Consider the following 12,375-nt stretch of genomic DNA (forward strand, 5'->3'; position numbering starts at 1 on the left):
ATTCACCTACCTTATCTAGAGCGGCGGAGGGACTGGCCCGATGATGCCCGGCAACCACTGATCATGTCTATGCATGAACAGAAAGGTGCCAATTCCTGCAAAACCTGTACCATGGTTTTGACAGATGAGGAAGAGAACGGCTACGTACGCAAACTCTTCCTCCGGGAAGAGTTTTTTTGTTTTATTTGTAAAAGGAAAGGGGGTAATAAACGAACGATAAATATATTTTATAAGATAATATTCGTAAATAGTATTGAAAAATTGGGTAAAAAGCCGTACATTACCTAATAGGATAAAGAAAAACGTAAAGTTCGGATAGGGAGAGATACATCATGAAGAAGTTATTGCTGGCATTAACGACATTCGCAGTATTGGCAACAGGGTGCTCGACTGGCACAAGCGCACCTGCAGATCAGCCAGGAGGACAATCAGCAGGACAAGAGGGCGCGGCCAAAAAGCGAATTGCCTTGATTTTGCCCGAGAAAATCGGTGTGAATCCGTTCTTCCAACAAATGGATGAGGGTGCGAAGAAAGCCGCACAAGAGCTGGGCGCAGAAGTGAAAACGATTGAATCTACGGACCATGGAGCGATTGAAGAGAATCTGCGCGTGGCTGTTGCAGAAAATTATGATTTGATCATCACTTCTTCCTTTACATCAGAGGATGCATTGAAAAAAGTAGCTACCGAAAATCCTGACCGTAATTTTGCGATTATTGATACTGTAGTGGATTTGCCAAACGTTCGCAGTGTTACCTTCCGCGAGCAGGAAGCGGCTTACCTGGTGGGAGCAGCAGCAGGTCTGGCAACGAAAACGAACAAAGTAGGTATGGTTGTCGCTCTTGATATTCCGCAGTTGAAAAAATGGACAGTTGGCTTCGAAGAGGGCTTGAAAGCGACGAATCCAAAAGCAGAGCTGATGGTCAACTATGTAGGTAGCTTCACTGACCCGGCAAAAGCGAAGGAATTGGCTTTGCTCCAAGCTTCCAAAGGCGCTGACTTCATTAACGGTGCAGCAGCAGTAGGAGACCTCGGCGTTTTCGAAGCAGCGAAGGAAAAAGGCTTCTTCACAGCAGGTCAGGACGTTGACCGTACCACGATTGATCCAGAGCATATTGTTCTGTCCCAATTGAAAGGGACCGACGCGGCAGCTTATGAAACGGTGAAGAACTTTGTAGAAGGAACGTTCAAACCAGGTGTTGTGGCGTACGGCTTGAAAGAAAAAGGTGTTGGGGTAACCTATGTCACGCACGAAAGCAAAACGCCACTGAACGCTTTTATTGGACAAGAAGTGGTGGATAAAGTGAAAGCGATCAGCGATGAGATTGTAGCTGGCACTCGCAAAGTACCAGACCAGTTCTAAAAAGGTAGCTCGGTGTTGAAAAGCCAACTTTTTGAACGTTTATTTATAGCTTGTGCACAGTGATGGATGTGACCGACTACGGCTGTGTAGTCGGTCTTCCATTTTCATAAAAGGACGTACAGAAATGAGGGAGTGGGAATGACCGATCGCTTGGAAATGAGGGCCATGACCAAGAAGTACGGAGATTTTACCGCCAACGACAAGGTGTCGTTCTCACTGGCAGCAGGAGAAGTCCACGCGATTGTCGGGGAAAATGGAGCGGGCAAAACGACACTGATGCGGATGCTGTACGGGATGGAGCAGCCGACGTCGGGAGAGATCGTGTTAAATGGCAAGCCAGTTGTTTTCCGCGGACCAGAGGACGCGATTCGAAATGGAATCGGGATGGTTCACCAGCACTTTATGCTCTTCGGAGAATTCAGTGTGACTGAAAATATCGTGATCGGATACGAGCCGAATCAAGCGGGTTTTTTCAAAAGAAATGACGCGGAGGACAAGGTGCGGGCTCTTAGTGAGCAGTATCGCATTCCGATTCAGCCGCAGGCCAAGGTAGCGAATTGCTCGATTGGGGAACAGCAACGGGTCGAGATTCTGAAGGTTCTGTATCAGGGTGCGGATATTATCGTGCTGGACGAGCCGACCGCTGTACTTACCCCACTGGAGGTACGCGACCTGCTGCAAACGATTCGAAACCTGGCCGAGAGCGGCAAGAGCGTCATTTTGATTACACATAAGTTGCAGGAGGTCATGGAGGTAGCTGATCGTATTACGGTACTGCGCGGAGGCAAAGTGACGGGAACGGTATCCCGTACAGAAACCAATGCGGACGATTTAGCCAGACTGATGGTCGGACGTGAATTGCAGGAGCTAGCTGAGCGAGTTCCTCTGGATAAAGGCCCTTTGTTGCAGGTGGAGAATCTCACGGTTCGAGAAAAGCAGACACTGCTTGATCAAGTCAGCTTTACCGTGCACCACGGGGAAATCGTAGGAATCGCAGGTGTTTCCGGGAATGGTCAATCCGAGCTGCTGCAAGCGATCAGCGGCTTGCGAGCGGCACAGGAGGGAAAGGTGCGGTTAGGCGGCAACGACGTGACGAACAAATCAGTTGCCACCATTCGGGATGCCGGCTTGGCGCATATTCCGGAGGATCGCTACCTGTGGGGAACGGCCAAACTCTCAAGCGTCGAGGAAAATGCGTTGATGGGCTATCAGCGAAAGCCTGCTTACAACCGTCGCGGCGTTGTTTTGCGGGAGAAATTCCGCCAAGTCGTAAAAGGCTGGGTTGAGCAGTTTGCCATCAAGACAGGCTCCCGACAATTGCAGGAGCTGGCAGGGAATCTGTCAGGTGGAAACTTGCAAAAGCTGATCGTAGCAAGGGAGCTCGGACAGGAAACCCCGTTTTTGATTGCGGCTGAGCCTACGCGAGGGGTAGATATCGGTGCCATGGAGTACATCCATCAGGCGCTGATCGAAAAGCGCAATCAGGGAGACGGGATCTTGCTCGTCTCCTCCGAGTTGTCCGAAATTCTCGCCTTGTCTGACAGGATTTTGGTCATGTATAAAGGGCGAATCGCTGGAGAGCTTTCACGCCTGGAGGCAACCGAAGAAAAAATCAGCGTGATCATGGCGGGAGGAAGCATTCATGGCAGCAATCAAAGAGCTATCTAAGTCATTGGTTCAGCCGTTATTGGCTGTCGTCATCGGTTTGTTGACCGGGGCGCTGGTCATTGCTGCAGTTGGCGAATCGATCTTGGGCACCTACCAGGAAATGTGGAAAGGGGCCTTTGGCAGTTTTTATTTCTTTACGTCTACATTAGCGAGAGCTACGCCTATCATGCTGATTGCCCTGGGTCTTTCCCTCGCATTTCGGGCAGGGGTATTCAACCTGGGGGCGGAAGGGCAAATGGTGCTGGGTGCCGTCAGTGCTGCGTTAGTCGCGATTTACTTGCCAGCACCGGGAATGATCAAAATTGTGGCGGGTATTTTTGCAGGAATGGCAGTCGGAGGGTTCTGGGCGTTGTTGCCAGGTTTTATGGAAGCCCGTTTTCGCATTCCGTTGCTCATCTCTACGTTGCTCTTTAACTACATCGCGGTATTGTTTGCGAGCTATCTCGTGACAGAGCCGTTCCGGGATCGCTCGGGTTCTGCGGCACTGGCACAGACCGTCATGCTGGAGAAAAGCGCTTGGCTTCCGAAGCTGTTTGCCGGGATGAGCGTGCATGCAGGTTTTTTGTTTGCGATCGTTGCAGCGCTGCTGTTGTTCTGGGTACTTCGGTTTACGCCTTTTGGCTATGAAGTGAAGATGCTGGGTCAAAACTCGCTGTTTGCTCAATACGGAGGAATTAATCGCATTCGGGTGATGCTGACCGGGATGTTTGCCAGTGGAGGACTGGCTGGCTTGGCGGGAACCGTTGAGGTAATGGGGGCGCACTATCGTTTTGTTGACGGTGCCCTGAGTGTACCTGGGTTCGCCTGGACGGGCCTGATGGCAGCGCTGCTTGCGAACTCGCACCCGCTTGGCATCATTGTGACTTCGATCCTGCTTGCTGCTTTTCAGACAGGAGCCATGGGTGTAGAGCGCAATACGGATGTGCCTTTGGAGCTGGCAAGTGTTATACAAGCCGTATTGATTTTGTTCATCTCTGCCAAGTTCAGCTACGACTGGTGGAAAAAGCGGAAGGCAAAAGGAGGGGAATCGCATGGAGCTCTTTGATTGGTCCCTCCTCAGTTCTACCATTCGGATGGTCACGCCGATCTTGTTGGCAGCTTTGGGTGGAGCGCTCTGCGCACGTGTCGGAATTTTTAATGTAGGCCTGGAGGGCTTGGTACTGGTCGGTGCCTTTTCCGCGATTGTCGGCAATCATTTTACCGGGAATCTGATTCTGGCTGTTTTGATTGCTGCGCTGGTCAGCATTGTCTTTTCGCTCTTGTTCGCGTACATGACGATCAAGCTTAGGGCGAATGAAATCGTCGTCGGTGTGGCGATTAACTTTCTCGCGCTCGGGTTGACGACATTTGCACTGCGGGCGATCTTCGGTGTCAAAGGAGCGTTTTACGATAAGGATATGGCTGGCTTGCCAACCGTCGAGATTCCTTTCATTCACGATATTCCGGTCATCGGAGGCATTGTCTCTGGTCATTCGCCGCTCGTGTATTTTGCCTTTTTGGCTGCCATTCTGTTGTATGTGTTCTTTTATCGGACGGTTACGGGCTTCCGCGTCCTCGCAGTTGGTCTGAATCCCGTTGCGGCGCGCAGTCTCGGTCTGAAAGTGACGGGACTTCAGGTGCTGGCGATTGTGATGAGTGGCGCATTGTGCGGGATTGCAGGGGCACAGCTTTCACTGGGGCAAGTTACGATGTTTACAGAAGGTATGACGGCTGGCCGGGGCTTTATCGCATTGGTAGCGATGATGATGGGGCAGTCACATCCACTCGGTATTTTGGCTTCGAGCTTTTTGTTCGGGTTGATGGATGCCCTTAGTATTCGATTGCAGGGCTTTTCGCTTCCGACGCAATTTACGGCCATGCTGCCATACGTGCTGACGATTGCGGCAATGTTCTTCTTGAAGAACAAGAGTCAGATCGGTAGCGACAATCAGCAGAGCACCCGTTAAACAACAGGCCATATAGACAGCGAAGACAAGGGGAAATGCGATATGAACAAGGCAGATCGGATCAAAAGAATGAAAGTACCTGCCCCAGTGGGACCGGGACTCGCCAGACGACTTCCGCCAGGACAAATCCTGACAGAGCGCTTTCCCATTTTGCATGAGGGAGACGTGCCGGTGTATGACATGAACGAATGGACACTGCGCGTTTTTGGAGAGGTAGACCAGGAAGTGACACTCTCCTACGAAGAGATCATGGCGATGCCACAGGTGACAGTGACGAGCGACATTCACTGCGTGACGCGCTGGTCCCGTTTTGACAATGCGTTTACAGGCGTGCGTTTTCGTGATTTTTTGCAAGCAATTGACGTGACTCCGCGAGCGAACTTCGTCATGCTGCACGGTGATCACGACTATACTGCCAATGTGCCGCTCGCTGATCTGGAGCGTGATGATGTGCTGCTGGCTCACTCCTTTGATGGAGAGCGACTGACGGACAAGCACGGCTGGCCGCTTCGCCTGGTTGTTCCTCATCTGTATTTCTGGAAAAGCGTGAAGTGGATCAGAGGAATTGAATTTATGACGGAAAACAAGCCCGGCTTCTGGGAGCAAAATGGATTTCATCTGATCGCAGACCCGTTCCGCGAAGAGCGGTTCTCCGGTGAAGCGTTGCCGATACCAGAGGATGAGTGGGAGAAAAAGGAGTTCGATTGAGATGTTGACGAATCTAAAGGTAGATCCCGAACAACTGCCAAAGCGCGTCATTGTGTGCGGTGATCCAAAACGTGCAGCCTTGATTGCTTCGAAACTCGACGATCAGCGCCAAATCGGGGAAAACCGCGAGTATCACAGCTATGCGGGTACTTGGAAAGGCGTCGAGGTAGCGGTAGTGAGTCATGGGGTAGGCGCACCTGGAGCAGCGGTATGCTTCGAGGAGCTGGCGAAGGGCGACGTTCAGGTCATCATTCGCGTAGGAACTGCCGGGTCATACCAAAAAGAAATCGAGACAGGCAGCCTCGTCATCAGCTCCGCAGCGGTTCGCCAAGACGGCTTGACCAGTCAGTTGGTTCCGGCGGGCTTCCCGGCTGTTGCCAATCGCCATGTCGTGGACGCGCTTGTACAAGCAGCAGGAGCAAACGCATCAGACTTGAAGGTATTTGAAGGAATCACGCTGACACTCGATGTCTTCTACAGTGGAGTGTTGGAGTTCCCGCACAAGCTGTACCAAAAAGCTGGCGTTTTGGCAGTCGAGATGGAAAACACCGCTCTCTTCGTGATTGCGGCGCTTCGCGGTATGAAGGCAGGCTCCATTTTAGCGATTGACGGGTATGCAGATGCAGACTTGATCGAATCGTATAACCCGCACACCGATGTGATGGCAAAAGCCATTGAAGCCGAAGCGTTGATCGCACTGGATGCAGCCATTGCAGTTTCCCAGTAACAATAGGTAAGCCCAGGACGTTTCAGAGGTCCTGGGCTTTCTTGTAGTTTTAAAAGGCATCGATGAACTAACAAAGCTGGCGAGAAGAAAAAGCACAGGGCTCGTAGACCTTGACAACGCCTACCCAGTCGGAACTTCAAAAAGGGGACCCGCATGTCGAACACTTCTTCCTCGAGAAACTTCCGCCCGTAGGGTGGCTTTGGCTCGACGGTCCCCTTTTTGCAGTGTAGACGCTCAGTGAATCCCCCTTGCGGGCGTGTCAGAGTCGAAGAGAACTGTGCTTTTTCTTCTCCTCCACTATGTTGACTCAAACCAAAGCGATCATTCCTCGTTAAAACGATCCAGCATAGAGATCGTATCAATCAGATGATTGTTAAAAATTTGTCTAGCCACACTCAATAGCTCGATGATCATCGGATCACGCAGCGAGTAGGTGACTTTGTTTCCGTCCTTCGTTCCGTACACGATATTATTGTTCCGCAAAATGGCGAGCTGTTGGGAAACAGCGGAACCTTCACTCCCAATGAGTGTCTGAAGCTCGTTTACATTCTTATCACCTTCCGCCAGCAGCTCCAGAATCCGAATCCGTAGGGGATGTCCCAACGCCTTGAAAAAATTCGCTTTAAATTGTTGTAGTTCCAAATTCAATGATAGGTTCCTCCGATCGTAACATCATGTGGAAGTTTCAGTAGGAGCGGACAGGCGCGTGCATTCGCGGAAGGCAAAATGCTTACATCCGAGGCACTTCCCGGTATCCAGTAGACTGAGGGCATACGCTATCGCGTCTCCAGTATGAGTAAAAAAGTGAGCTTCGCCTATGAGGCCATATAGCCCCGTACGCTGCAAGATTTTCTTGGGTCCAGCTTGGATTCCGGAAATAAGGACTGTTGTCCCTTGGTCCATACATTGTTTCACAATCCGGGATAAATTCGCTTCCCCGGTCATGTCCATCAGGGGGACTTTTCCCATCCGCAGTAGCAATACCTTTGGATGTCGCTGAAGGGTTTGCATGAGGGAGCTTTCAAACAAGTCGGCATCCCCGAAAAACAGTGGACCCTCAATCGTGTAGATGCTGATTTGCGGGCAATCGTGCCCCTCAGTAACCATATGCGGCATGACCTTGTCGTTCTTGGAAGAGGGATCAGGCAGCACCTGAGCTACCCGCAAGCTATCGCGCGTTCGTTTGACAAATAACAGGATAGACAGCACCAACCCCACTTCAATAGCGACGGTTAAATTGGTGAAAACGGTCAAAAGGAAGGTGAGCACCAGCACAAGAGAATCGCTCGTCTTCGCTTTTAGCATGTGGGCAAATTCCTTGCGCTCACTCATATTCCAGGCAACCAGCATCAAGATCGGCGCCATACTCGCCAACGGAATATGCGAGGCGTAAGGGGCGAACAGTAGGAGGATCAGCAAAACAACCAGACCATGAATGATGCCAGACATGGGGGAGGTTGCCCCGGTTCGAATGTTAGTGGCTGTTCTCGCAATCGCGCCAGTAGCCGGAATTCCCCCAAATAACGGAGTCACGATGTTGGCGATTCCTTGGCCGATTAATTCCCGGTTGCTGTTGTGGCGACTGCGTGTCATTCCATCGGCGACGACAGCGGACAATAAAGACTCTATCGCTCCTAGTATAGCAATGATCAGGGCAGGACTCAGTAACTTTTGGACACGTTCCCATGTGATTTCAGGAAAATGAAAGCCGGGTAATGTACTCGGTATCTCTCCAAAGGTAGAGCCAATCGTCGCTACCTTTCCTTCCAAAAAGAGGACGGAAACGACACTAGCGACTACGAGTCCAACGAGAGAGGCCGGTATGCTACGGAAGAATCGGGGAGTCACCAAAATAAGGGCGAGACTCAAAATCGCAATGGCTACGCTGTATAGATTAATCGTGTTCAGATGAAGGACGATTTCCCTCATGTTGGACAAAAAATCCTCATGTCTTTGCAACTGCTCCAGACCGAGAAAGTTGGCAATTTGACCTGAGAAAATGATAACGGCAATCCCCGAAGTGAATCCGATGATGACAGGGCGCGGAATGAATTTGATCAGCCCGCCCAGCCGTAGAATCCCCATGAGAACAAGGAGAATCCCTGCCATAAATCCAGCGAGGAGCAAGTCTGCATAACCGTATTGCATGACGATTGCAAATAATATCGGGATAAAAGCGCCAGTAGGTCCTCCGATTTGGTAGCGGGAACCGCCAAAGAGAGAAATCAATATGCCGGCGATAATGGTCGTGTAAATCCCGTATTCAGGCTTTACTCCGGAGGCGATAGCAAATGCCATCCCCAATGGTATCGCGATAATGCCGACGATTAACCCTGATACACAGTCTTTTCGAAAGGAAACGAGATCGTAGCCTTCGAATCTTGGTGCCCACTTCATGATTGCAACCCTTCTTTTCGTATTTTCGAATATTTGATTATTTGAATATAGATGGATCATACATCTGCTCTTCCATTCCGTCAATTCCATCCTTACATGAACTTTTCCGTTTATTAACATTCGCTTCAAGATTCCTTAACGCTCGTACAGTAGTATTCAAAGTAACAAGTGAACACATCCCTTCGGTTGGAGCCATGGAGAAACCCCCGACAGCCTTTCCAAGCACTTTCATCGAGAGTTCTTTGGTATTGTCATGTCGCAGGGTTTTTTGTCTTGGGCATAAGGAGGCTTAAAGCGAGTGAACCAGGAACAATTTCATGCAAGACTGGCACAGTACAAGCTGATCGCTTCCGTAAAAGAAGCGAAGCACCTGGAAAAAGCGGCAGAGGCAAATTTGAGTGCTGCGGTACTCTCGATTGGCAACATTGGTGTGATCAAAGGCTACGTGGATTATTTCAAGTCGAAAAATATCCCTGTATTTCTTCATTTGGAGCGGATTGGCGGAATCAGTCATGACCGGGAAGGCATCGCATTTCTGGCGCATTACGTCAAGCCAGACGGGATCGTCACTACGCGCAACACACTGGTCAAGCTGGCGAAAAAGCAAGGCCTGCTGACGATTCAGCGTTTGTTTTTGGTCGATAGCGACTCGATTAAATCAGGACTAACCTCCTTGCAGGAAACACAGCCTGACGCTGTTGAGCTGATGCCTGGTTTGCTGCCGGAGTTTATCGAAGAATTCAGAAGTGTGATCGATACCCCGATCATTTCTGGCGGGCTGATTCGCAAGCGGGAACAGATGGAGGAAGTATTAAAGCATGGAGCGACAGCTGTTTCAGTCGGAAGTCCCCTGCTGTGGAAGGAGTGTAAGAACCTTGATTCAAGCGTTGTTATTTGATTTGGACGGGACCTTGCTGGACAGTCGGGATGCGGTCGTGGATGCCGTTGCTTTTACGGCTGAGCAGTACGCACCGGGACATTTTAGCAGGGAAGAGCTTCTTGCGCGTTTTGGCGAATCATTTGATGATTTTTTGGCGGCAGTTGCTACAGCAGCAGGTGTCCCTGACAAAAAAGAAGTGCTGCAGAGATACTTCGCCTATGTACGGGAGCATCATGAAGAACACGTCAAACTGTTTCCGTTTGTTCGCGAAGGGCTGGAAAAGCTGAAGGCGGCGGGCTTTACGATGGCGATCGTCACGAACAAGCAACGAGAGTTTACATTGGCTGGTCTGGAGATGGCAGGGATTGAGCATCTGTTTGAGGGCATCGTCACCGTCGATGATGTATCACGAGGCAAGCCGTCGGCTGAGCCTGTACAAAAAGCTTTGGGGGCACTAGGTAAAAGTCCCGAGCAAGCCATGATGATCGGTGACAGTCGCTACGATGTACTGGCTGCGGTAGGAGCGGGTGTGCAATCTGTCGTGCTGGAGTGGTACGGACAAGAGAAATGGCTTTACGCTTCTCCGGATTACCGCTACGCCGATTTCGAGACATTTGTTACGGAAATGCTGGCCGCAAAAGCACAAGGAGGGAAATAAAAACAGATGGCACGTGTGGTGTTGGAGCAGGTAACGAAAGCCTTTCAGAATCAAAGCGTGGTCAAAGGATTGGATTTGGTCATTCCAGACGGCTCCTTTACGGTTCTGGTAGGTCCGTCCGGCTGTGGGAAATCAACCACACTCAGGATGATCGCTGGTTTGGAAACAGTGACGGACGGCAAAATCATAATCGGTGATCAAACGGTGAACCAATTGCCACCTGGCAAGCGTGATATTGCGATGGTTTTTCAAAATTACGCCCTCTACCCAACGATGAACGTGTATGACAATATCGCCTATGGCTTGAGAAACCGTGGAACATCGAAAAAGGAATGTCAGGTGCTGGTAGAGGAGATCGCGGAAATCGTCGGGCTATCCGATTATCTCAAACGCAAGCCTTCTCAGCTCTCCGGTGGCCAAAGGCAACGTGTTGCACTCGCTCGGGCTATGGTGAAAAAGCCAAAGGTCTTCCTGATGGACGAACCGCTCTCCAATCTCGATGCGAAGCTGCGAAATCAGATGCGTGTGGAATTGACCAGTCTGCACAAGCAGCTCGGCAGCACCTTCATCTACGTGACACATGATCAGGTAGAGGCGGTGACCATGGGCGATCAGATCGTCGTCATGAATGACGGACACATTATGCAAGTAGCGACCCCGATGGATTTGTATCAGGAGCCGGAAAATCTGTTTGTTGCCCAATTTATCGGTTCTCCGCCGATGAATATTGTCTCTGCGGAGGGCAAGAGTGAGCACGTATGGGGATTCCGCCCGGAAAAAGCAGTGTTGTTGCCTTCTGCTGTATCTGCCATTACGAGCGAAGAGATGTGGAACGCACGAGGTCAGGTCGTATCCAGAGAAATTCTTGGCTCAGACACGCTCCTGCATGTAGAGACGGAAAAAGGCAGGGTCATCGTTAAAGCGGACTCGGAGGTAGCGATGCAGGTCGGCTCCTCGGTCACCGTCACTGTACCGTGGGAGTACATATATGTGTTTGAAAAAGGGAACGGAAAACGAGTGGGTCGCATGAGCGGACGAGAGCCTGTATCGGCACGTGCAGGAGGGGATAGCTGATGCGAAAAGCGGCAACTGTACAGGAGTTGCCGGGTGTAAGCCAGTCGAAAACAGAAGTGCGTCCGTCGGCATTTGCATGGTCTGAGCTCGCATCCCGACTGCGTCCGTACTTGTATCTGGCACCCGCATTGATTTGTTTTATCCTGTTCTTCTTTTACCCGATTGGCTCGATCATTTATTTGAGCTTTCAGGACTGGTCATTGATCAATTTGGAGCAAATGGAATGGGTAGGCTTGCAAAACTATCAGGACTTGATGGTAGACGGAGATTTTCATCAAGTATTGGGAAATACCGCGGTCTTTACCATTGCGACAGTGGGGATCGGCCTGACGCTATCCTTCCTGCTCGCACTCTGGCTGAATAAAAAGGCAAAGGTGTACGGCATTATTCAGGCGACTGTTTTCAGTCCTCACATCATTTCGTTGGTATCTGTCTCGATGCTGTGGATGTGGCTGATGGACCCTCAGTTTGGCCTGTTGAACGCAGGACTGGAAGCGGTCGGATTGCCTGCGTATACGTGGCTGACTGACCCAAAAAGCTCCTTGTTGTCACTGATTATCGTCAGCATTTGGAAAGGTGTCGGCTATAACACTCTCATTTTCATCGCAGGCTTGCAAAGCATTCCGGGCGATATATACGAGGCAGCAGCGCTCGATCAATCGCCGTGGTGGCGGACGCTGAGACGGATTACGATACCGATGCTGTCACCGACGATATTCTTTTTACTCATTATCAATACGATCTCATCCTTTCAAGCGTTTGACACGATTGCCATTATGACGCAGGGTGGTCCAATCAATAGTACGAACATGCTTGTCTACTACATTTACGAGCAGGGCATGGACTTCTACAATGGCGGGATTGCTTCGGCTGCCTCTGTCATTTTGCTGATACTGGTAGGGATTTTAACAGCTGTGCATTTTCTGGTGATGTCCAAGCGCGTGCATTATCGTTGA

Annotated in this window: 12 protein-coding genes and 1 riboswitch; of the genes, 10 read left to right on the forward strand and 2 right to left on the reverse strand. The window is 50.5% G+C overall.

Going from position 1 to position 12,375, the window contains the following annotated elements:
* The first annotated feature begins 8 nt into the window (after positions 1-8).
* A riboswitch (SAM riboswitch) is annotated at positions 9-131 on the forward strand.
* A 201-nt stretch (positions 132-332) separates the two neighbouring features.
* From HP399_RS02520 to HP399_RS02545, 6 genes are all read left to right on the forward strand, one after another.
* Positions 333-1,361, forward strand: coding sequence for a BMP family lipoprotein (locus HP399_RS02520; protein WP_173619799.1), 1,029 nt, complete (start codon positions 333-335; stop codon positions 1,359-1,361).
* Between the two features lie 138 nt (positions 1,362-1,499).
* The gene (locus tag HP399_RS02525) at positions 1,500-3,029 is read left to right on the forward strand and encodes an ABC transporter ATP-binding protein (RefSeq protein WP_173619798.1); all 1,530 of its coding nucleotides are present in this window, start codon (positions 1,500-1,502) and stop codon (positions 3,027-3,029) included.
* Positions 3,004-4,074, forward strand: coding sequence for an ABC transporter permease (locus tag HP399_RS02530; protein ID WP_173619797.1), 1,071 nt, complete (start codon positions 3,004-3,006; stop codon positions 4,072-4,074). The genes HP399_RS02525 and HP399_RS02530 overlap by 26 nt, the downstream gene beginning before the upstream one ends.
* Positions 4,061-4,975: an ABC transporter permease gene (locus HP399_RS02535; RefSeq protein ID WP_173619796.1), complete on the forward strand. Its 915-nt coding sequence runs from the start codon at positions 4,061-4,063 to the stop codon at positions 4,973-4,975. Before HP399_RS02530 ends, HP399_RS02535 begins: the two co-directional genes overlap by 14 nt.
* 42 nt (positions 4,976-5,017) lie before the next feature.
* A complete protein-coding gene (locus tag HP399_RS02540; RefSeq protein ID WP_173619795.1) occupies positions 5,018-5,683 on the forward strand; it encodes a sulfite oxidase-like oxidoreductase in 666 nt (221 codons plus the stop codon).
* A gap of 1 nt (position 5,684) precedes the next feature.
* Positions 5,685-6,410 (forward strand): nucleoside phosphorylase, encoded by a 726-nt coding sequence (locus HP399_RS02545; RefSeq protein WP_173619794.1) that lies wholly within the window; start codon positions 5,685-5,687, stop codon positions 6,408-6,410.
* Positions 6,411-6,731: 321 nt separating this feature from the next.
* Here HP399_RS02545 and HP399_RS02550 read toward each other — a convergent pair whose 3' ends face one another.
* Entirely contained in the window at positions 6,732-7,058 is a 327-nt protein-coding gene (locus HP399_RS02550) for an ArsR/SmtB family transcription factor (protein WP_005827573.1), read from the reverse strand.
* Positions 7,059-7,082: 24 nt separating this feature from the next.
* Entirely contained in the window at positions 7,083-8,807 is a 1,725-nt protein-coding gene (locus HP399_RS02555; protein ID WP_173619793.1) for a SulP family inorganic anion transporter, read from the reverse strand.
* A 298-nt stretch (positions 8,808-9,105) separates the two neighbouring features.
* Between HP399_RS02555 and HP399_RS02560 the strand changes: the two genes are divergently transcribed.
* From HP399_RS02560 to HP399_RS02575, 4 genes are read left to right on the forward strand one after another with little or no spacing between them, the layout of a single operon-like run.
* The gene (locus HP399_RS02560) at positions 9,106-9,705 is read left to right on the forward strand and encodes a glycerol-3-phosphate responsive antiterminator (protein ID WP_007720024.1); all 600 of its coding nucleotides are present in this window, start codon (positions 9,106-9,108) and stop codon (positions 9,703-9,705) included.
* The gene (locus tag HP399_RS02565) at positions 9,683-10,345 is read left to right on the forward strand and encodes an HAD family hydrolase (RefSeq protein WP_173619792.1); all 663 of its coding nucleotides are present in this window, start codon (positions 9,683-9,685) and stop codon (positions 10,343-10,345) included. The genes HP399_RS02560 and HP399_RS02565 overlap by 23 nt, the downstream gene beginning before the upstream one ends.
* 6 nt (positions 10,346-10,351) lie before the next feature.
* Positions 10,352-11,419, forward strand: coding sequence for an ABC transporter ATP-binding protein (locus HP399_RS02570; RefSeq protein WP_173619791.1), 1,068 nt, complete (start codon positions 10,352-10,354; stop codon positions 11,417-11,419).
* Positions 11,419-12,375, forward strand: coding sequence for a carbohydrate ABC transporter permease (locus tag HP399_RS02575; RefSeq protein ID WP_173619790.1), 957 nt, complete (start codon positions 11,419-11,421; stop codon positions 12,373-12,375). Before HP399_RS02570 ends, HP399_RS02575 begins: the two co-directional genes overlap by 1 nt.

This window comes from Brevibacillus sp. DP1.3A (assembly GCF_013284245.2).
Taxonomy (GTDB): domain Bacteria; phylum Bacillota; class Bacilli; order Brevibacillales; family Brevibacillaceae; genus Brevibacillus.

Coding starts and splice junctions, on each gene's coding strand:
- HP399_RS02520 (WP_173619799.1), top strand. CDS start 333: ATGAAGAAGTTATTGCTGGCATTAACGACATTCGCAGTATTGGCAACA.
- HP399_RS02525 (WP_173619798.1), top strand. CDS start 1,500: ATGACCGATCGCTTGGAAATGAGGGCCATGACCAAGAAGTACGGAGAT.
- HP399_RS02530 (WP_173619797.1), top strand. CDS start 3,004: ATGGCAGCAATCAAAGAGCTATCTAAGTCATTGGTTCAGCCGTTATTG.
- HP399_RS02535 (WP_173619796.1), top strand. CDS start 4,061: ATGGAGCTCTTTGATTGGTCCCTCCTCAGTTCTACCATTCGGATGGTC.
- HP399_RS02540 (WP_173619795.1), top strand. CDS start 5,018: ATGAACAAGGCAGATCGGATCAAAAGAATGAAAGTACCTGCCCCAGTG.
- HP399_RS02545 (WP_173619794.1), top strand. CDS start 5,685: ATGTTGACGAATCTAAAGGTAGATCCCGAACAACTGCCAAAGCGCGTC.
- HP399_RS02555 (WP_173619793.1), bottom strand. CDS start 8,807: ATGAAGTGGGCACCAAGATTCGAAGGCTACGATCTCGTTTCCTTTCGA.
- HP399_RS02570 (WP_173619791.1), top strand. CDS start 10,352: ATGGCACGTGTGGTGTTGGAGCAGGTAACGAAAGCCTTTCAGAATCAA.
- HP399_RS02575 (WP_173619790.1), top strand. CDS start 11,419: ATGCGAAAAGCGGCAACTGTACAGGAGTTGCCGGGTGTAAGCCAGTCG.